The following is a 19,610-nucleotide window of genomic DNA, read 5'->3' on the forward strand; positions in this document are numbered from 1 at the left end:
GGGTGCAATCGGACGCGGCATGCGCTCAAGCTTTCGAGCAGGCCAGAACCGCCGTAGCCGAGGAGTGTGTCCCGATGAAGACAGTCCCGCGAGCGAGCCGCCACCCCGTTGACGAGGTTCTGCCTGCCGGCAAGCTCGCCGTGTACGGCGCTCAGCACGTGCTCGCCTTCTACGCCGGCGCGGTGATCGTACCGATCCTCCTGGCCAACTCGATCGGCCTCAGCACCCAGCAACTGATCCACCTGATCAACGCCGACCTGTTCACCTGCGGCATCGCCTCGATCATCCAGTCCGTCGGATTCTGGAAGGTCGGAGTCCGGCTGCCGCTGCTGCAGGGCGTGACGTTCACGGCGGTGTCGCCGATGATCGCGATCGGCCTGGCCGCCGGCGGCGGGACCGACGGCCTGCTGGTCATCTACGGCGCGGTGCTCGTCGCCGGTCTCGCCACCTTCTTCATCGCGCCCTTCTTCAGCCGGCTGATCCGGTTCTTCCCACCGGTCGTGACGGGTTCGGTGATCACGATCATCGGCCTGGCCCTGCTGCCGGTGGCGGCCGGGGACGCGGTCGGCGGTGCGGGGCCGACGGCCGATCCGACCAGCGGCAAGAACCTGGCCTACGCACTCGGGACCCTCGGACTGATCGTGCTGATCCAGCGGGTCTTCAAGGGGTTCATGGCCACGGTCGCCGTCCTGGCCGGCCTCGTGGTCGGGACTCTGGTCGCGTGGGCCTTCGGCGACGCGCACTTCAGCGCGGTCAGCGACGCGGCCTGGGTCGGGGTCACCCAGCCGTTCTACTTCGGCTGGCCGAAGTTCTCGATCGCGGCGATCATCTCGATGGTCGTGGTCATGCTGATCACCGCGGTGGAGACGACCGGTGATGTCTTCGCGACCGGTGAGATCGTCGAGAAGCGGATCGGCAAGGACGACATCGCCCGCGCGCTGCGGGCCGACGGCCTGGCCACCACGATCGGCGGCGTCTTCAACTCCTTCCCCTACACCTGCTTCGCCGAGAACGTCGGCCTGGTCCGGCTGACCCGGATCCGCAGCCGCTGGGTGGTCGCGGCGGCCGGCGGGATCATGATCCTGCTCGGGCTGCTGCCGAAGGCCGGTGCGATCGTGGCCGGCATCCCGCATCCCGTGCTGGGTGGCGCGGCGCTGGCGATGTTCGCCACCGTGGCCGTGGTCGGCTTCCAGACCCTGGCCAAGGTCGACTTCCACGACCACCGCAACGTGGTCATCGTGGCGACCAGCGTCGGCCTGGCCATGTACGTGACCGCGCAGCCTCAGGTCGCCCAGGCGGTGCCGGGCTGGGCCGAGATCATCTTCGGCAGCGGCATCACCCTCGGCAGCCTGACCGCGATCGGCCTGAACATCCTCTTCCACCACGTCGGCAAGGACTACGGTCCCGCCGTCGCCGGGCAGCCGGGCGACACGGTCCGGCTGGACCAGGTCAACAAGATGAGCCGCGAGGAGTTCGTCGAGACGTTCGCCGGCCTGTTCCAGGGCCCGCGCTGGGCGGTCGAGCGGGCCTGGGACATGCGGCCGTTCGCCGACACCCACGCGCTGCGCCGTTCCTTCCAGGAGGCCCTGTTCTCCGGATCGCACGAGGAGCAGCGGCAACTGATCGAGGCCTACCCGCAGCTCGGCTCGCAGTTCGTCGCGGACGGCCTCAGCGGCGAGGCGTCGCTGCGGGACCAGTCGGACAAGGGCCTGACCTTCCTGGCCGATCCGGAGCGTGACGAGCTGGCCACGATCACCGAGGCGTACCGCGAGCGGTTCGGTTTCCCGCTGGTCATCTCGGTCCGGGACGCGGACTCCTTCCACCGGATCATCGAGCAGGGCCGGGAGCGGCTGGACAACTGCGAGAACCAGGAGCACGCCGCCGCGCTGCTCGAGATCGCGAAGATCGCCGGGTACCGGTTCGACGACTTCCTCTCCGACGCCAATCCGATCCATAGTGCAAGGACACGCTGGAGCAGCAACAGATGACGACGACAACGCAGGCGCTGCGCGCGCCTTCGATCAAGGTCAACGGGGCGGACACCGCGATCGGCGACGTCCCGGTCCACACCACTGCGCTGGACTGGCTGCGCGACCGTGGCCTCACCGGCGCCAAGGAAGGCTGTGCGGAAGGCGAGTGCGGGGCGTGCTCCGTGCTCGTCGCCCGGCCTGGGACGGACGCACCGACCGACTGGACCGCCGTGAACGCGTGCCTGCTGCCGATCGCGTCCCTGGACGGCCAGGAGGTCATCACCTCCGAGGGTCTGGGATCACCAGAGACCCTGCACCCGGTGCAGCGCGAACTCGCCGTACGCGGTGGGTCACAGTGTGGCTACTGCACGCCGGGCTTCGTCTGCAGCATGGCTGCCGAGTTCTACCGCTCCACTCGTACGACGTCCAACGGGCAGTGCGATCACGAGCACGGCCCGAACGGGTTCGATCTGCACTCGCTGAGCGGGAACCTGTGCCGGTGCACCGGCTACCGCCCGATCCGGGATGCGGCGTACGCGCTGGGTGATCCGTCGGCGGACGACGCGCTCGCGACCCGGCGGTACGCCCCACCGCCCGCGCCGGCGACGACCCGGATGGAACAGGGCGATGCGGAGTTCGTCCGGCCGGCCGGGCTGGACGACGTACTCCGGCTGCTGGCCGATCGGCCCGATGCGCGGATCGTTGCCGGGTCGACCGATCTCGGCGTCGAGGTGAACCTGCGAGGACTGCGTCCTCCGCTCGTCGTCGCGATCGACCGGCTGGCGGAATTGCGGGAGTTCGAGTTCCGCGGCGACGAGGTCCGGATCGGGGCGGCGCTGACGCTGAGCGAGATCGAGCGGATGCTGGCTGGACGCGTTCCCCTGCTGGGCCAGATGTTCCCGCAGTTCGCGTCGCGGCTGATCCGGAATGGCGCAACGATCGGCGGCAACCTGGGGACCGGATCACCGATCGGTGACACCCCACCGGCCTTGCTCGCGCTCGACGCGTCGCTCGTGCTGGCGTCTCACCGCGGAGAGCGCGTCGTACCGCTGGCGGACTACTTCACCGGCTACCGGCAGACGCTGAAGGCGCCGGACGAACTGATCAGGACTGTGGTCCTTCCGCTGCCGCTCGCGCCGCTGACCGCCTTCCACAAGATCGCCAAGCGCCGCTTCGACGACATCTCGAGCGTTGCCATCGGGTACGCCGTCGACGTGGTGGACGGTGTCGTCCGCGAGGCCCGGATCGGGCTCGGCGGGGTCGCCGCCACGCCGCTGCGTGCCCGGGCGACCGAAGAAGCGCTGATCGGCCAGCCGTGGACCGAGCACACAGTGCGCGAGGCCGCCGCGGTCATGGCCGCCGAAGGCACTCCGATGGACGATCACCGCGCGAGTGCGTCGTACCGCTCGGCGATGCTCGGCCAGTCGTTGCTTCGCTTCCATGCCGAGGAGGTGCCCGCATGAGTTCGCTGTCCGAGCGGCCGCCGGTGGCAGTCGTCGGCGTACCGATGCCGCACGAGAGTGCCGCGTTGCACGTCACCGGTCACGCCCTCTACACCGACGACCTGGTCCAACGGACGCGCGACGTACTGCATGCGTATCCGGTGCAGTCGCCGCACACCCACGCTCGCGTCACGGCGCTCCGCGTGAAGCCGGCGTACGACGTACCTGGCGTGGTGCGGGTGCTGACCGCGGAGGACGTACCGGGGGTGAACGACGCCGGCGTGAAGCATGACGAGCCGTTGTTCCCTTCCGAGGTGATGTTCCACGGGCACGCGATCTGCTGGGTGCTCGCGGAGACGCTGGAGGCGGCCCGGCTGGGGGCTGCCGCTGTGGAGGTCGAGTACGAGCCACTCGAATCGCTGGTGACGGTTCGAGAGGCGATCGCGGCCGGGAGCTTCCAGGGCACCGGGCGTCATCTGGAGCGTGGTGACGCCGAGGGTGCACTGGCCGGCGCGGCGCAGGTGTTCGAGGGTGAGTTCGAGTTCGCCGGGCAGGAGCACTTCTACCTGGAGACCCACGCGGCGCTGGCCCACGTCGACGAGGGCGGGCAGATCTTCGTCCAGAGCAGTACGCAGCACCCGTCGGAGACCCAGGAGATCGTGGCCCACGTACTCGGCCTGGCCAGTCACGCGGTGACTGTGCAGTGCCTGCGGATGGGCGGGGGCTTCGGCGGCAAGGAGATGCAGCCGCACGGGTTCGCCGCGATCGCGGCACTCGGCTCGACGCTGACCGGGCGGCCGGTGCGGCTGCGGCTCAACCGGACGCAGGACGTGACGATGTCCGGCAAACGCCACGGCTTCCACAGCCGCTGGAAGGCCGGCTTCGACGACGACGGGCACCTGGTCGCGCTGGACGCGACTCTCACCGCTGACGGTGGCTGGAGCCTCGATCTCTCCGAGCCGGTGCTCGCCCGGGCGATGTGCCACGTCGACAACGCCTACTGGATCCCCAACGTGCGCGTCGACGGTCGGATCGCCAAGACGAACAAGACATCGCAGACGGCGTTCCGGGGCTTCGGCGGACCGCAGGGAATGCTTGTCGTCGAGGACATCATCGGCCGGTGCGCCCCCCTCCTCGGGTACGACGCGATGGAGTTGCGGCACCGGAATCTCTACAAGCTGGGCGACAGTACGCCGTACGGTCAGCCGGTCCGGCACGCGGATCGTCTGGAGGCCTGCTGGAGTCAGGTGTCCGCGGGTGGTGACGTGGCCGGCCGGAAGGCGGAGATCGAGCAGTTCAACGCGACGCATCCGCACCGGAAGCGGGCGCTGGCGATGACTCCGGTGAAGTTCGGGATCTCGTTCAACCTCACCGCGTTCAACCAGGCCGGCGCGTTGGTGCACGTCTACAAGGACGGCTCGGTGCTGATCAACCACGGCGGCACCGAGATGGGCCAGGGCCTGCACACCAAGATGCTGCAGGTCGCCGCGACGACGCTCGGCGTACCGCTCGCGCGCGTCCGGCTGGCGCCGACCCGCACGGACAAGGTACCCAACACCTCGGCCACCGCGGCCAGCTCGGGCGCCGACCTGAACGGCGCCGCGATCAAGAACGCGTGCGAGCAGATCCGCGAGCGCCTCGAGCAGGTCGCGGGCGGCCGGCTCGGCATCAGCCCGCACGACGTGCGGATCAGCGACGGCGTCGTCCGCGGGCTGTCCGAGGGCGACGATCTGCGCTGGGAGGACGTCGTCAATGCGGCGTACCACCAACGGGTCCAGTTGTGGGCGGCCGGCTTCTACCGGACCGAGGGCCTGCACTGGGACCCCAACGCGATGCGCGGCGAGCCGTTCAAGTACTTCGCGTACGGCGTCGCCGCCGCGGAGGTCGAGGTGGACGGGTTCAGCGGCGCGTACACGCTCCGCCAGGTCGACATCGTGCACGACGTCGGTGACAGCCTCAGCCCACTGATCGACCTGGGTCAGATCGAGGGCGGGTTCGTGCAGGGCGCCGGCTGGCTGACGCTCGAGGATCTGCGCTGGGACGAGAGCGACGGCCCGAACCGCGGCCGGCTCGCCACGCAGGCGGCCAGCACGTACAAGCTGCCGAGCTTCTCGGAGATGCCTGAGGTGTTCAACGTCCGGCTGCTCGAGAAGGCGCATGAGGACGGCGCGGTGTACGGCTCGAAGGCGGTCGGTGAGCCGCCGCTGATGCTCGCCTTCTCGGTCCGTGAGGCGCTGCGGCAGGCCGCGGCGGCGTTCGGCCCGGCCGGGACAAGCGTGGATCTGGCGTCGCCGGCGACGCCAGAGGCGGTGTACTGGGCGCTCGATCGGGCTCGGTCGACCGTGCTCACGGCGAGTGAGGTGTGAGCGAGATGGAGTGGATGAAGGCGGTTCAGTACCTGCGCTCGCAGCGTCGTGCGGGCGTCCTGGTGACGGTGATGTCGGTGCGCGGGCATGCGCCGCGAGAGGCCGGCGCCAAGATGGTGGTTGCCTCGGACAACGTCTGGGCGACGGTCGGCGGCGGCAACCTGGAGGCGGTCGCGATCGAGCGGTCGCGGGCCTTGCTCTCGGAAGGCACGACCGCGCCGCAGGTGCTCGACGTGGCCTTGTCGGACAAGGCGCCGTACCAGCATGGGGTGCAGTGTTGTGGGGGTGAGGTGACGTTGTTGCTCGAACCGTTGCCGGTGGTTCCGTCCATGGCGATCTTCGGAGTGGGGCACGTGGGCCTCGAACTCGCGCGGATCCTGGCCCGGCATGACATCGAACTGCATCTGATCGACTCGAGGCCGGATCAGCTCGAGGCCGAACGGCTGCAGGTGCTCGACGATGCGGTAGCCAACGTCCACGTGCATCACGTGCCGGTGCTGCCGGAGCTCGTGGTGGCTGAGCTGCCGCCGGGGACACATGCGCTGGTGATGACGCACGACCACGCGGAGGACGCAGCGTTGTGCGACGCCGCGCTGCGGAACGAGCAGCTTGCGACGATCGGGCTGATCGGATCGACGGCGAAATGGGCTCGCTTCCGCCGCAAGCTCGCCGAGGACGGCAACCCGGCCGAAGCGATCGACCGGATCGTCACCCCGATCGGTCTGCCGGACCTCCCCGGCAAGGAACCGGCCACCATCGCGGTCAGCGTGGCGGCGTGGCTGCTCCAACTGTTCGTTGCCGAGCGCAACCCGGCGCCGGTTCACCGTGAGGCGAAGGCATGACCATCTTCCGAGGCACGTTCCTCGACACCCCGGACAACCCGTTCACCGGTGGCGGCCTCCGGGTCGACACCGACGCCGGCGTCCTGGTCACGGACGGAACGATCGTTGCCCGCGGCACCTTCGCGGACGTACGCCGGGCACACCCGGCCGAGCCGGTCGTCGACCTGACCGGCGGCCTGGTGCTGCCGGGGTTCGTGGACACGCATGTGCACTTCCCGCAGATTCGTGCGGTCGGCGGGCTGGGGTTGCCGTTGCTCGAATGGCTGGACAAGTACGCGTTGCCGGAAGAGGCACGGATGGCTGACGCGTCGTACGCGGCTGGGGTTGCGTCCGAGTTCGTCCGCGGTCTGGCTGCGGCGGGAACGACGAGTGCGCTGGTGTTCGGGGCGCATTACGCCGACGCCGTCGACGCGTTGTTCAGTGCGGCCTCCGAGGTGGGGTTGCGGGTGACGAGCGGGCTGGTGGTGAGCGATCGGCTGCTGCGTCCGGAGCTGCACACGACACCTGACCGGGCGTACCGCGAGTCGCTGGCTCTGGCCGAGCGGTGGCATGGAGTCGGGCGGAACCGGTACGCCGTGACGCCGCGGTTCTCGTTGTCGTGCACGGACGAGCTGCTTGCGGTGTGTCACGACGTACTCGAAGAGGTGCCTGGCGCGCTGTTCACGTCGCATCTGAACGAGAACGAGGCGGAGATCGCGGCAGTGTCCGAGTTGTTCGGTGGGTGCGACTACGTGACGACGTACGACCGGCATGGGTTGGTCGATCGGCGCAGCGTGCTTGCTCACAACGTGCATCCGACGGACGTGGAGCTCAAGGCACTCGCCAACGCCGGCGCTTCGGTGGCGCATTGCCCGACCAGCAATGCTGCGCTGGGGAGTGGATTGTTCCCGCTGACTCGGCATCTCCAGCACGGGGTCCGCGTTGCGCTGGGGTCGGATGTCGGCGCTGGTACTGGCTTCTCGCTGCTGAAGGAGGGGTTGCAGGCGTACTTCGCTCAGCAGCTCCAGGCCGAGGACGGTCACCCGCTGTCCGCGGCGCATCTTCTGCACCTGGTCACGACGGCTGGCGCGGATGCTCTCGGGCTCAGCTCCGAGGTCGGCGATCTGTCCGTCGGCAAACGCTTCGACGCGCAGCTGCTACGGCCTGCCGAAGGCTCACCGTTGGCCGTCAGCATCGCCCACGCCGACGACCCCGAAGAAGCCTTGGCCCGGACCTTCACCCTCGGCACCCCCGCCGACGTCCGAGCCGTCTGGATCAACGGCGACCTCCTCCACACCTGACCCATCCGAACACACCTCCGGCCCAACCACTCACCAGGTGGTTGGGCCGGATCGCACCCCGGAGCGCTGCCGACATCGACCCCGTGGTGTACAGCACGACAGGTAGTGCACCTGGGAGACGCCCTACACAGAACGCACGTGCGCTCAGCTGCACTACCCGTCGGCCCCATACCTCCTGTCCATCTGCACGGTCCCTCTGATGCGAGGGTCAGCCGGCTTTGGCGACGAGGGCTCGTTGGACTGCTGTGACCCGGGTTGCGAGGTGCTCTTCGTCCACGGTGACCACGGTGTCGTGTTCTACGACGGGGGTGCCGTTGACCAGCAGGAGTTCCAGCGGGGGTGGGGTTCCTAGGACCAGCGCGGCCACGGGGTCGGCGATGCCGGCGTGGGCGAGCGTGTCGAGGCGCCACACGGCCAAGTCGGCTAGCTTGCCGGTCTCCAGCGAGCCGATCTCGTTCTCACGCCCCAGCACGCGGGCTCCGCCGACCGTCGCCAACTCCAGCGCGGCCCGTACGTCGAGCGCCTGCGGACCACCGCGCGCACGCGCGAAGAGCAAGGCGCGCCGCAGCTCCTCCGCCAGGCTGCCGGCTTCGTTACTCGCGGCACCATCCACCCCAAGGCCGACCGGCACACCAGCGGCCCGCAGATCGGCGACCCGCGCGATCCCGGCCCCCAACCGCGCATTGGAACTCGGACAGTGCGCGACACCCGTCGCCGTCTCGCCCAGCTGCTTGATCTCCGCGTCGTCGAAGTGAATCCCGTGCGCGAACCACACATCCGAGCCGGTCCACCCGAGGTCGGCGGCGTACTCCAGCGGCGTACATCCGAACTTCTGCTGACACCACTCACCCTCGTCGAGAGTCTCGGCCAGATGCGTGTGCAGCCGGACACCCCTTCGCCGCGCCAACTCAGCCGCCTCGCGCATGAGCTCGCCGGTCACGCTGAACGGCGAACACGGCGCAACCACCATCCGCAGCATCGAATCCGGCACCGGATCATGCCACCGATCGATCGCGACCTCGGTGGCGATCAGGATCTCCTCCCGATCCTCGACCACCGAGTCCGGCGGCAACCCACCGTCCTTCTGACCAAGGTCCATCGACCCCCGCGAGGGATGGAACCGCAGCCCGATCTCCTGCGCAGCAAGGATTTCCGCCCCGAGCAGATCGCCACCCTCCCGCGGGAACACGTAGTGGTGATCCGCCGCCGTCGTGCACCCCGTCCGCGCCAGCCGCGCCAACGCGGCCTGAGCACCCACGTGTACGGCGTCCTCGTCGATCCCCGCCCACACCGGGTACAGCGTCGTCAGCCAGCCGAACAACGTCGCATCCGCCGCCAACCCGCGAGTGACCCACTGATACAAGTGCTGGTGCGTGTTCACGAACCCCGGCGTGACGAGACATCCCCGGCCGTCGATCACCCGCGCCCCGTCGTACGCCGGCGCCGGTCCCGCCCCGACCGCCACAATGCTGTTGCCCTGGACAACAACATGTCCGGTGCCGAACTCCCGCCGCTCCCGATCCACCGTCACCACGGCGGCCCCGTCCACCACGATCGTCGCTGTGCTCATCAACCCGCTCCTCACCAAGATTGACCTCAGTCAACCCCGCCACCCGGACACGGGTAACCCACAGCGAGCACGAACCAGGGCAGGCGAAACCCCTGCAGCTTGGAGCTTTCTCCAACCTGCAGGGGCAGTCGTCAGCAGAAGCCGGGTACGGCGTGCCAGGCGGAGCCGGCCTCGGACGCATCGTCGCGGACCACGGTCGCCTCGATCAGCCCGTACGGCCGGTCGGCGGCGATGAACACCTCGTTGGGGTTCTCCACCCCGAACGGGCTGAGATCCACCAGGAAGTGATGCTTGTTGGGCGCCGAGAACTTGATCTCGGCGACCTCCGGGTGCTGCTGCAGAACCGCTTCACCCATCCCGTACAGCGTCTGCTGCAGCGCGAGACTGTGGATCCGCGCGAACTGCTCCAGCAGCAGCGCCTTGATCTGGTCGTACGACTTGTCCCAGTCGACATCCGTGTGGTCGTACCGCCAGCGCGCCACCAGCGACGTGGCGAGGATCCGGTCGTCGGTCTCGGGCAGCGTCGTGTACTTGTCCTTGAGGAAGCCGTGGAACTCCGAGCCGGTGGACTTCAGCAAGGTCAGGTCCTGCACGCCGGAGACGACGTACGTCTTCCGCTCGTCACCGCGGCCCTCGACGTTCACGATCGTCGTCCGTACGCCGCTGCCGGCGCGGACGAAGGAGTGGTCGTGGGGCTCGCCGTCGACGCTGATCCGCTCCCACGGGTACTCCTCGATCGCGATCCGGGCGCCGTCGGCGGCCGGGGCGGCCTCGAGGAAGTGCGCACCGAGCGTGAGGGCGAAGTCCTCGATCGCGCCGATGCCCTTCTCCTTGGCGAACGCGAACGCGGTGTTCTTCTGCGTGTCGGTCGGCAGCACGTCACGCTGGTCGCCGCTGGTGTGCGCGTCCTCGAACCGGCCGCGCAGCGCGGAGGACACGTTCAGGTCGCGGATCTGGTGGCGGGGCGTGTCGCGGTAGATCCGGACCACGCGGCTCTCGGCCTTGCCGTACTGGTTCGCACCCAGGTGGATGGCCATCGGGATCAACTCCCTCGGTAGGTGGAAAAGGCGAACGGACTGAGCAGCAGCGGAACGTGGTGGTGCCGCTCGTCGGTGATCGTGAACGTCACGGTGACCTCGGGAAAGAAGATGTCCTGGCCGGACGCGTCCGCATACGCGGCCACATCGAACCAGAGCCGGTACGTCCCGGGCTCGAGTCCCGTCCCCAGTCGGGCGACGCGCCCGTCGTCGTCGGTCGTGGCCGACTCGAGAACGGTGGTCTCGTCGGCCTTGACCCGGGACAGCCGGACCGGCACCCCGCGCGCGGGAACCCCGAGCCCGGTGTCGAGGACGTGCGTGCTGACGCTGCTCATGCCTGGACCTCCAGCACCTTGCTCAGCCGGAGCAGAGCGATCTTGCGCAGTTCGTCCCGTACGACGGCGGCTTCGGTGACGTCGTCGTGGTCGAGCCGCCGGCGCAGTGCGGCGAGCATCTGCTCGGCCGACAAACCGGTCGCGCAGATCAGGAAGACCCGGCCGAACCGCTGCTCGTACTCGCGATTCCCGTCGGCGAGCACCGCGCGCAGATCAGGATCGTCCCCGACCCCGGACTGCTCCTTGCGCGACCACGCCGCCTCCGTGCCGGCGCCGGACGGCCGGTCGCCGATCCGCGGGTGAGCGGCCAGCGCCCGGTCGACCTCAGCGTCGTCGAGGTCCCGGAGCAACTGGTCCGCGACCGCGGTCAGCGCCGCGACCTCGCCGTACGGGCGTTTGGCGATGATGCCGTCGACCCAGCGCGGTACGTCGCAGCAGGCCGACAACTGGGGGCGTAGCCGGCCGGCGGGCGCGGAGTTGAACTCCTGCAGGTCCACGGATCAACACCTTCTCGAATCCCGAAACTTACTTTCCGTATGACGAAAGCCTGGCATGCACCTCGCCTGACGTCAACAGTTTGTTGAAGTTTGGCGGGGCGGGCAAGAGGTCAGGCCTGATCGCGGGCCCGGTTCAGGTAGTTGTAGACGGTGAACCGGGTGACGCCGAGCGCCTCTGCGACGATCTCGGCCGACTTCCGGAACTCGAACGCGCCCCGCTCCTCCAGCCGCAGGACCGCCTGCTGCTTGTCGGTTCGCGACAACTGGTGCAAGGGCCGGCCGAACTCCTCGGCCACCTCCGCGAGCAGCGTGTTCACGCCCCCCTCGGGTTTACGAGACAGACGGACGGCGACCACCGGCTCGCCGTCCCACAGCAACGGCACGTCGTCCGGCTGAGCCTCTCCCGGCGACACCAGTTCGGCGTTCAGTCGCTCGACCAACGGCGTGATCGCGACGACGAGCGGATGCGCTTCCTTGTCAGCCATCGCGCCGTACCTGGAGCGTCACCTGGCTGGCGCCACTGGCGAAGGCAGCCTCCAGTACGCCGGTCAGCGTGGGCAGCAGGAGTTCCTGTTCGCCGCGCACGAGCGTGCCCAACGGCCCGAAGTCGTACTCCAGGCCGGCCTCCTCCGCGACGCGCAGCGCCTCGGTGGCGTGCGCGGGCGGCTGCCCTTCGACATCGAAGGGTTCCGTGGTGAACTCCGCAACCAGTCGCATGCCGCGAGGCTAGCGACCAGCGGGCCGGTGGGTCACGACCGCAGCGGGCGACGCGCCAACTTGGCCAGGCCGGCGGTGTCCACACCGATCAGCTTGTCGACTTCCGCCTGGTCGACAGCACCACACTCCATCCCGCGCAGGACGAAGCCCGCGAGAGCCGCGGCCGTCGCCGGCTCGTCCAGGTAGCCCGAGTCGCCTTGACCGAGGTACGCGCGCAGGCGAGCCGCCGCGGTCTCCAGACCCTCGCGGTAGAAGAGATAGTTCGCGACGAACCGTGTCGGCAGCTGGGCGGGATGCATGTCCCAGCCCTGGTAGATCCCGCGACCGAGCGAACGCCGTACCAACCGCAGGTGGAGTCGCCAGGCCGCGTGGACCGCGTCAGCCGATCCGACCGGGAGCACATTCGTCGAACCGTCGGACACGAACACGCCAGTCCCGGCCGCGGCCAGCTGCATGACGTCCTTGGCGTGGTCGGCGACCGGATGCTCCATGCTCTGGTACGCCGCGGCAACACCCAACGAGGCCGAGTAGTCGTACGTGCCGTAGTGCAGACCGGTCACGCGGCCCGCACCCGCTTTGATCATCCGAGCCACCAGCGCAGTGCCGTCGGAACCGAGGATCGACTGCGGCGTCTCGACCTGGATCTCGAACTTCAGTGATCCGGCCGGTACTCCGTGCTCGGCTTCGACCGCGTCGAGCACGAGCATCATCGCCTCGACCTGCTCGACCGAGGTCACCTTCGGCAGCGTGATCACGAAGCCCTCGGTCAGCGCGCCGCCGAGTTCACCGACGAACAGGTCCAGCGTCCGTACACCACGTCGCCGGCTCGGCGCCTCCAGCGATTTGATCCGCAGCCCGTGGTACGGCGGGGCGACGCCGGCGGTCACGGTCTCCGCGAGGGATCGGGCCGCGGCCACGGCGGCCGCGTCCTCCTGATCGTCCGGCCTGGTCCCGTAGCCGTCCTCGAAGTCGATCCGGAGATCCTCGATCGGCTCCCGCTCGAGCTTGGCCCGAACCAGTTCGTACAGCTCCTCCGTGAGCACCGGCCCAGGGTCGCCCGTCGGGACCGGCAACAGGCCGAGCGCCTCGGCCAGTTGCGCGGCGGACGCGCCGTACTCGCCGAGCGCGGCGCGTGCTTCGGCTCCCCAGCCGGCCACCGTGCGGGCGTCGTACCGATCGGCTGGGACATAGACGGTGTGCACGGGCTGGCGGACACCGCGGTCGCCCGGGTACTCCGCGGCGAGCGCCGCGTCGGCCTCCGCCAGGCGCCGATCCAGCTCGCCGACCAGGTCATCCAGGCCCATATCCGCCTCCAGGACTGTCTTTTCCGTATTGCGGAGACTAATATCTACTGTGCGGAAGAAGCAACGCCACCGACCTTCCGAGATCTGGGGCTAAACTTCCGTGATCCGGAAAGAGAGGCGGAGTCCCGTGGCCGAAGCGAACGGCGGCAAGGCGCGCACCGGCAGTGTGCAGTCGATCGAGCGTGCCTTCGGCCTGCTCGAAACCATGGCCGACGCGGGCGGGATGATGGGTCTGTCCCAACTGGCCAACGCCTCCGGTCTGCCGCTGCCGACGATTCACCGGCTGGTTCGTACTCTCGTCGACCTCGGCTACCTGCGCCAGGAGCCGTCCCGGCAGTACGTGCTCGGCCCGAAGCTGATCCGGCTCGGCGACGGTTCGTCCCACATGCTGAGTGTCTGGGCCAGGCCGCATCTGGCCCGGTTGGTCGACGACCTCGGCGAGTCGGCGAACATGGCGATGCTCGACGGCGACCAGATCGTGTACCTCGCGCAAGTCCCGTCCCGGCACTCGATGCGGATGTTCACCGAGGTCGGTCGCCGCGTCCTGCCGCACTGCACCGCGGTCGGCAAGGCGATCCTCGCCCAGCTCCCCGAGGCCGAGGTCCGCGAACTGCTGCACCGCACCGGCATGCCCAGGCACACCGACAACACCATCACTGATCCGGACTCGTTCACAGCCCAACTGCGCAACGCCGAGGAGCACGGGTACGCCACCGACGAGGGCGAGCAGGAACTCGGTGTTCGCTGCGTCGCGGTCGCCGTCCCCGACGCCCCGTCCCGCCTCGCCATGTCGATCTCAGGCCCCGCCGGCCGCATGACCGAAGCACTGGTCGACCGGGCAGTGCCCCTCCTCACCCAAGCCGCCAAGTCTCTCTCCGACGACCTGCGCTAGTGCTGGATGAGGCCGCCGGTCGGGACGGGCGGAACGTGCCCGGTGGGCGGCCGGTTCTGGGCGAGGGCCAGGCCGACATCGACCAAGGATGACCGCTGCAGGCCGGCCACGTCCGGGATCGGCGTCCACACCGACTCCGCGATGTCGCCGTCCGGCTCCGGTCGCAACTCGCCGCCGGTGATCCGGACCTGGTAGAAGATGCCGACGTTCTGGTGCTCGACGCCCGCGTTGGCCTCGCTGACGGGGATCACCCGGGAGTCCACACCCAGGAGGCGCTCCACCACGGCATCGCAGCCGGTCTCCTCGGCGACCTCCCGGATCACCGCATCGAACGGATCCTCCGACTGCTCGACCCGACCGCCGGGAAATGTCCAGTTGCTCGCGCCGGTCAGCGGCGACACGAACCGCGAGACCAGCACGCGCCCGTCCTCGATGCACACGGCGTACGCCGCCAGCCGAAAAGTCACCGCCGCACCCTAAGCCGAGGCGCCGGTCACCCGCATCCGAGTTATCAGAGCTGGTACGTGCGCCAGCGTTCCGTCAGCGTGTACCCGAGGGACTCGTTCGCGCGCAGGCTGCCGACGTTCGCAGCAGCGCCGCCGGTGCTGAATCGCGTGATGCCGATGTCGAGGAAGGCGAGGATCGAGGCAGCCTTCACCGCCTGGGCGACACCGCGACGGCGGTGCGTCGCCAGCACCGAGGTGAACCGGGTGTCGCCGAAGCCCTCGTGTGAGCGCATGGCCGTCGCACCGACCAACCGCGAGCCGTCGAAGGCCCCGAACACCCGGTACTCCGGCCACAGCGCGCGGACCGAGGCCAGGTCTCCGACCACGCGATGCGTCGCCGGCGTGTACGGGTAGTCGGACTCGTTGGTCTTCTCCAAGCCGTGCAGCAACGCCGCCGACTCCGGACCCAGCTCCCGGATGCTCAGGCCGCCGGCGGTGGCTCGACGTACTGCTGATTCGAGCAGCTCACGGTCCGGGTCGTACAGGCGGACTGCCCAGGACTCGGCGACCACGCGGTATCCGGCTGCCTCCAGCTCGGCACACCGCGGGTCACCCTCCTGCACAATCTCGTGTTCGCCCATTCTGCGATTGTCAGCCCAGCTTGCGCAGCAACGGAAGGACGTCGGTGGTGAACTGGGTGAGGAATCGCTCCTGATCCTGCCCCGGACCGTGCACGACGAAGTGGTTGAAGCCGGCGTCGAGGTACGGCTGGAACTGCTTCACGACCTCGTCGGGGTCGGACGCGACGATCCAGCGCTGCGCGACCTGCTCGATCGGCAACTCGTCGGCCAGCCGCTCCATCTCGGTCGCGCTCGTGACGCTGTGCTTCTGCTCCGGCGTCAGCGACAGTGGCGCCCAGAACCGCGTGTTCTCCAGCGCCTGCGCCGGGTCGCGGTCGTAGGACACCTTGACCTCGAGCATCCGGTCGATGTCCTCGAACGTCTTGCCGGCCTTCTCCGCGCCTTCCTTCACCGCCGGGATCAGCTTCTCGGTGTAGAGGTCCATGCCCTTGCCGGAGGTCGCGATGAACCCGTCGCCCGCGCGACCGGCGTACCTGGCGACCAGCGGTCCACCCGCGGCGACGTACACCTTGAGCGGCGTCTCCGGCCGGTCGTAGATGAACGCGTCGACGGTCTTGTAGTACGGGCCCTCGGAGCTGACGCCGTCCTTCGTCCACAGGTCGCGGATCAGCTGCACCGACTCCCGCAGCCGGGCGAACCGCTCCTTGAACTCGGGCCACTCCATGCCCGACACGGCGATCTCGTTCAGCGCCTCGCCGGTGCCGACGCCGAGCATCACGCGGCCCGGGTACAGCTCGCCCAGCGTGGCGAACGCCTGCGCGATCACCGCCGGGTTGTACCGGAAGGTCGGCGTCAGCACCGACGTACCGAGCAGCACCCGGTTCGTCCGCTCGCCGACCGCCGCCAGCCACGCCAGCGCGAAGGGAGCGTGACCACCCTCGTGCCGCCACGGCAGGAAGTGGTCCGACACCGTCACGCTGTCGAGCCCGAGCTCCTCCGCCCGGACCGAGTACTCCACCAGCTCCCGCGGCCCGAACTGTTCCGCCGACGCCTTGTACCCGACTCGAATGCTCACCCTTAGCTCCCAAACGTCGCCTACGTCGTACTCCGATGACAACCGCGTGCGAGTCCGACTTTATGCCGGTGGTGTTTGACCACCAGCAGTCGGTCAGGAACGATGTGGTCCCGGCGCGGCCCGCGCCCCACCTTCGCCGACCGGCCCCAGCCCGCTCACAGCGAGAAGCCAAAGCGACTTCCTGTCTCGGGCCGCTCGGCTCCTGAGGGCTCACACGTCCGGGTGGGGATGCGTTCCATCAGCATGAACAGGCACGCGATCGTCAGCACCCGGATCGGGGACCTCACCCTGGTCGCCTCGGACAACGCCCTGGCCGGCGTCTACTTCCCGCACCACTGGGTGAAGCCGACGCCGGAGACCCTCGGTGAGCAGGTCGAAGCCACCGACGCGCTGCTGTCGGAGGCGGCCCGCCAACTCGACGAGTACCTCACCGGGGAGCGGACCAGCTTCGACATCCCGACCGTCCTGCGCGGCGACGAGTTCCAGCGCCGCGTCTGGTCGATCCTCGAGGAGATCCCGTACGGCGCGACCTCGTCGTACGGCGAGATCGCGGAACGGCTCGGGGATCGCACACTGGCCCAGCAGGTCGGGAAGGCGGTCGGGCAGAACCCACTGTCGATCGTCGTCCCGTGCCACCGGGTGGTCGGGAAGAACGGCTCCCTCACCGGGTACGCCGGCGGTCTCAAGCGCAAGCAGTTCCTCCTCGACCTGGAGGAGCCGGTCGGGGTGCGGCTCTTCTGACTCGCTGGCCGCGCTGGGTGCGTGCAACTCGACAGGAGGTATCGCCGGCGGCTGGCATCCGTCACGCTCGTCAGGCCACCCCGGTCGACGTATCGAGCGGACACCTCCTGTCGAACTGCACGGGCCTCTAGGACAGGTCGCCGACCTGGTCGGCGTACCAGTCGAGCTCGACCAGGTGCTCGGCGATCTGGCGGAGGGTCCAGTTGGCGCCGCGGTCCTTGTCCCACTCGGCCGGGTCGACCGCGGCGTACCGCAGGGTGAACGTCCGCCCGAGCCGGCGCAGACGCTGCTCGGCCTCCTGCACGTCCTCGACGGTGAACGGCGCCAGGTCGGCCGCGGAGGTGAGCGCGCTGGCGTGCCACTCGTCCGGCTGGGTCGGTACGCCGGCGAGGAGCGCCTCGACCTCGGCCAGGTGGTCGACCATGTGATCGGTGATCCGGCGGACGGCCTTGTGCGGCGTGAACGTGCGGCCGTCGTCCGAGATGAGCGGCTGCCCGTCCCACGCCGGCCAGGTGGGGACCAATCGGAGCGAGCGTTCGACCGCCTGCTCCACGAGTACTCCGGGGTTCTCAGTCATGCGATCACGCTAAGGCTGTGATCCTTCGGTCCCGGCCGAAGTGACCCCGAGCCGGCGGGACAGACCCTCCGCATCGAACGGCGCGCGAACCTTGGCGTCGTTGTCGAAGTAGGTGTACACGTCCCGGCGGCGGCGCTTCGCTGCGGATTTCGCGATCGTCCTGCCGTCGGACGGCGTACCGCCCTGATGCCAGGTGCGGATCTTCCCGGCCCAGCGGTCGAGCGCCTCGTCGTCGTACCCGCTGGTGTAGAGCTCGTCGGCGCCGTGCAGCCGGACGTACACGAAATCCGCCGTGACGTCGTCGAGCATCGGCCACTTGCCGGCCGTGTCCGCGCAGACCAGCGCGACCCCGTGCTCGCGAAGCAGCTCGATGAAGCCAGGCGTCTCGAAGCTCGCATGCCGTACTTCGATCGCGTGCCGGAGTGGGAGGTCGACGGCACTCTCCAGCAGCGCCCGGCCCTCCATCCGCTCGTCGTGGCCCTTGGCAACTTCCGCCGCCTCCGCCGTGGTCCGCGGCAACGACGCGAAGAACGTGGCGCACCGCTCCTCGTCGTACCCGAGGGTCGGCGGGAGTTGCCACAGCACCGGGCCGAGTTTGTTGCCGAGCGCAAGGACTCCGGAGGCGAAGAAGTTGGCCAGCGGCGCGTCCACATCGGCCAGCTTCTTCATGTGCGTGACGAACCGCGGCCCCTTCAGGGCGAACACGAAGTCGTCGGGCGTCTCGTCGTACCACTTCTGGTACGACGACGGCCGCTGCAACGAGTAGAACGAACCGTTCAGCTCGATCGAGTTCAGCCGCCGCGAGACGTACTCCAACTCGGCCCGCTGCGGCAGTCCCTCCGGGTAGTACACCTTCCGCCACGGCGGATACCGCCAGCCGGAGATACCGACCCGATACGCACTCATGCGCCGATTATCCAGTGCCGCGACCACGGGCCGGTGTGATGAGGTGTGCGGATGGAGGTTGATCGGGGCAAGTACGCCGACGCGCGGACGCCATGGGACGACAAGGAGTGGCGTGCCTCGGCGCTCGCGTGGGCGGAAGCGCACCTTGCGGCCTTGGGCTGGCAAGAGCGCGGGCCGCGGTGGGTACGGGTGCGACCGTGGTCTGTGATCGTGCGGTTCGAGGTGGGGCGGCGACTGTGGTTCAAGGCGAATCCGCCCGCAAGCCGGTTCGAGGCGGGACTGACCGAGGCGCTGGCCCGGTGGGCACCCGGGCACGTGCTCACGCCGTACGCCGTGGACGCGACGCGGGGCTGGTCGCTGCTTCCCGATGGCGGTTCCATCCTCCGCCAGTACCCAGGCGACGAACGAACATGGGAGCAGGTCGTCGGTCAGTACGCCGAGTTCCAGCGGACCCTGGTCCCGCATGCCGACGAGCTCGTGGCCCTCGGGGTGCCCGATGCGCGGCTCGCCATCCTGCCGGCGATCTTCGACGAGACCGTGGCCGCGAACCAGTCGCTGCGGCCCGGTGACCGCACGGTCCTGGACGAGCTGCGGCCCCGGCTGCTCGACTGGTGCGACGAGCTCGCCGCGATCGGTATCACCGACTCGCTCGACCACGCCGACCTGCATGACGGCCAGATCTTCGCGCCGGTCGACGGACGCTTCACCTTCTTCGACTGGGGTGACGCCGCCGTCTCGCATCCGTTCTGCAGCCTGCTCGTCACGGCTCAGCACGCCGCCGGCAGCTACGGCGACGCGATCATCCCCAGGCTGCGAGACTCCTACCTCGAACCCTGGACCGCCGACGGCCACACCCTGTCCGAACTCCGCCGTGCCGCCAGCCTGGCCTGGCGTCTCGGATCCATCGGCCGAGCTGCGTCGTGGGGCCGCCTCTTCCCTGAAGCATTCGACGGACCCTTGCTCGACGGTGACCAGGCCGAGTGGCTGCTGAAGCTGGCGGACGAGCCGCCGTTCTAGGTCCTGTGGTACGAA

Annotated in this window: 20 protein-coding genes; 8 read left to right on the top strand and 12 right to left on the bottom strand. The window is 69.1% G+C overall.

Going from position 1 to position 19,610, the window contains the following annotated elements; all coding sequences use genetic code 11:
- Nucleotides 1-74: 74 nt before the first annotated feature.
- Genes uraD (ACGFH6_RS39155) through guaD form a run of 5 tightly spaced genes read left to right on the top strand, consistent with a single transcriptional unit; the run spans nt 75 to nt 7,900 of the window.
- Nucleotides 75-1,988: a 2-oxo-4-hydroxy-4-carboxy-5-ureidoimidazoline decarboxylase gene (gene uraD, locus ACGFH6_RS39155; protein ID WP_393394981.1), complete on the top strand. Its 1,914-nt coding sequence runs from the start codon at nt 75-77 to the stop codon at nt 1,986-1,988.
- Nucleotides 1,985-3,433 (top strand): xanthine dehydrogenase small subunit, encoded by a 1,449-nt coding sequence (locus tag ACGFH6_RS39160; protein WP_393394984.1) that lies wholly within the window; start codon nt 1,985-1,987, stop codon nt 3,431-3,433. The genes uraD (ACGFH6_RS39155) and ACGFH6_RS39160 overlap by 4 nt, the downstream gene beginning before the upstream one ends.
- Nucleotides 3,430-5,778 carry a xanthine dehydrogenase molybdopterin binding subunit gene (gene xdhB / locus ACGFH6_RS39165; protein WP_393394987.1) on the top strand — a complete coding sequence of 783 codons (2,349 nt, stop codon included), beginning with the start codon at nt 3,430-3,432 and terminating at the stop codon, nt 5,776-5,778. The genes ACGFH6_RS39160 and xdhB overlap by 4 nt, the downstream gene beginning before the upstream one ends.
- Before the next feature lie 5 nt (nt 5,779-5,783).
- Entirely contained in the window at nt 5,784-6,620 is an 837-nt protein-coding gene (xdhC, locus tag ACGFH6_RS39170; RefSeq protein WP_393394989.1) for a xanthine dehydrogenase accessory protein XdhC, read from the top strand.
- A complete protein-coding gene (gene guaD / locus ACGFH6_RS39175; RefSeq protein WP_393394992.1) occupies nt 6,617-7,900 on the top strand; it encodes a guanine deaminase in 1,284 nt (427 codons plus the stop codon). Before xdhC ends, guaD begins: the two co-directional genes overlap by 4 nt.
- Before the next feature lie 208 nt (nt 7,901-8,108).
- On the opposite strand, the gene ACGFH6_RS39180 is transcribed toward guaD, so the two are convergent.
- From ACGFH6_RS39180 to ACGFH6_RS39210, 7 genes are all read right to left on the bottom strand, one after another.
- Complete coding sequence (locus ACGFH6_RS39180; protein ID WP_393394995.1) at nt 8,109-9,470, bottom strand: 8-oxoguanine deaminase; 1,362 nt, start codon at nt 9,468-9,470, stop codon at nt 8,109-8,111.
- A 131-nt stretch (nt 9,471-9,601) separates the two neighbouring features.
- Nucleotides 9,602-10,507: a factor-independent urate hydroxylase gene (gene pucL, locus ACGFH6_RS39185; protein ID WP_360437048.1), complete on the bottom strand. Its 906-nt coding sequence runs from the start codon at nt 10,505-10,507 to the stop codon at nt 9,602-9,604.
- A gap of 5 nt (nt 10,508-10,512) precedes the next feature.
- On the bottom strand, nt 10,513-10,842 hold the full coding sequence (gene uraH / locus ACGFH6_RS39190; RefSeq protein WP_393394999.1) for a hydroxyisourate hydrolase: 330 nt from the start codon (nt 10,840-10,842) through the stop codon (nt 10,513-10,515).
- Nucleotides 10,839-11,339 carry a 2-oxo-4-hydroxy-4-carboxy-5-ureidoimidazoline decarboxylase gene (gene uraD, locus ACGFH6_RS39195; protein ID WP_393395002.1) on the bottom strand — a complete coding sequence of 167 codons (501 nt, stop codon included), beginning with the start codon at nt 11,337-11,339 and terminating at the stop codon, nt 10,839-10,841. The genes uraH and uraD (ACGFH6_RS39195) overlap by 4 nt, the downstream gene beginning before the upstream one ends.
- A 110-nt stretch (nt 11,340-11,449) precedes the next feature.
- Complete coding sequence (locus ACGFH6_RS39200; RefSeq protein WP_393395005.1) at nt 11,450-11,824, bottom strand: helix-turn-helix domain-containing protein; 375 nt, start codon at nt 11,822-11,824, stop codon at nt 11,450-11,452.
- Complete coding sequence (locus tag ACGFH6_RS39205) at nt 11,817-12,056, bottom strand: thiamine-binding protein (RefSeq protein ID WP_393395008.1); 240 nt, start codon at nt 12,054-12,056, stop codon at nt 11,817-11,819. The genes ACGFH6_RS39200 and ACGFH6_RS39205 overlap by 8 nt, the downstream gene beginning before the upstream one ends.
- Nucleotides 12,057-12,088: 32 nt before the next feature.
- On the bottom strand, nt 12,089-13,360 hold the full coding sequence (locus ACGFH6_RS39210) for a DUF6986 family protein (RefSeq protein WP_393395011.1): 1,272 nt from the start codon (nt 13,358-13,360) through the stop codon (nt 12,089-12,091).
- A 127-nt stretch (nt 13,361-13,487) separates the two neighbouring features.
- Here ACGFH6_RS39210 and ACGFH6_RS39215 point away from each other — a divergent pair, with 127 nt between their 5' ends.
- A complete protein-coding gene (locus ACGFH6_RS39215; RefSeq protein WP_393395014.1) occupies nt 13,488-14,252 on the top strand; it encodes an IclR family transcriptional regulator in 765 nt (254 codons plus the stop codon).
- Here the strand turns inward: ACGFH6_RS39215 and ACGFH6_RS39220 are convergent.
- Genes ACGFH6_RS39220 through fgd form a run of 3 tightly spaced genes read right to left on the bottom strand, consistent with a single transcriptional unit; the run spans nt 14,249 to nt 16,354 of the window.
- Nucleotides 14,249-14,719 carry an NUDIX hydrolase gene (locus tag ACGFH6_RS39220; RefSeq protein ID WP_393395017.1) on the bottom strand — a complete coding sequence of 157 codons (471 nt, stop codon included), beginning with the start codon at nt 14,717-14,719 and terminating at the stop codon, nt 14,249-14,251. The genes ACGFH6_RS39215 and ACGFH6_RS39220 overlap by 4 nt on opposite strands.
- Before the next feature lie 44 nt (nt 14,720-14,763).
- Nucleotides 14,764-15,339, bottom strand: coding sequence for a hypothetical protein (locus ACGFH6_RS39225; RefSeq protein ID WP_393395020.1), 576 nt, complete (start codon nt 15,337-15,339; stop codon nt 14,764-14,766).
- Between the two features lie 10 nt (nt 15,340-15,349).
- Nucleotides 15,350-16,354 (bottom strand): glucose-6-phosphate dehydrogenase (coenzyme-F420), encoded by a 1,005-nt coding sequence (fgd, locus tag ACGFH6_RS39230; protein WP_393395023.1) that lies wholly within the window; start codon nt 16,352-16,354, stop codon nt 15,350-15,352.
- A 243-nt stretch (nt 16,355-16,597) separates the two neighbouring features.
- Here fgd and ACGFH6_RS39235 point away from each other — a divergent pair, with 243 nt between their 5' ends.
- Nucleotides 16,598-17,095, top strand: a complete 498-nt coding sequence (locus tag ACGFH6_RS39235; protein WP_393395026.1) for a methylated-DNA--[protein]-cysteine S-methyltransferase — start codon at nt 16,598-16,600, stop codon at nt 17,093-17,095.
- A 127-nt stretch (nt 17,096-17,222) separates the two neighbouring features.
- Here the strand turns inward: ACGFH6_RS39235 and ACGFH6_RS39240 are convergent, their stop codons facing one another.
- Both ACGFH6_RS39240 and ACGFH6_RS39245 read right to left on the bottom strand, forming a co-directional pair.
- Entirely contained in the window at nt 17,223-17,672 is a 450-nt protein-coding gene (locus ACGFH6_RS39240; protein ID WP_393395029.1) for a hypothetical protein, read from the bottom strand.
- 9 nt (nt 17,673-17,681) lie between these two features.
- Nucleotides 17,682-18,578, bottom strand: a complete 897-nt coding sequence (locus ACGFH6_RS39245) for a DUF72 domain-containing protein (RefSeq protein ID WP_393395032.1) — start codon at nt 18,576-18,578, stop codon at nt 17,682-17,684.
- 51 nt (nt 18,579-18,629) lie between these two features.
- Here ACGFH6_RS39245 and ACGFH6_RS39250 point away from each other — a divergent pair, with 51 nt between their 5' ends.
- Nucleotides 18,630-19,595 carry a hypothetical protein gene (locus ACGFH6_RS39250; protein ID WP_393395035.1) on the top strand — a complete coding sequence of 322 codons (966 nt, stop codon included), beginning with the start codon at nt 18,630-18,632 and terminating at the stop codon, nt 19,593-19,595.
- Nucleotides 19,596-19,610 lie beyond the last annotated feature (15 nt).

It is taken from the genome of Kribbella sp. NPDC049227 (assembly GCF_043197265.1).
GTDB lineage: Bacteria > Actinomycetota > Actinomycetes > Propionibacteriales > Kribbellaceae > Kribbella.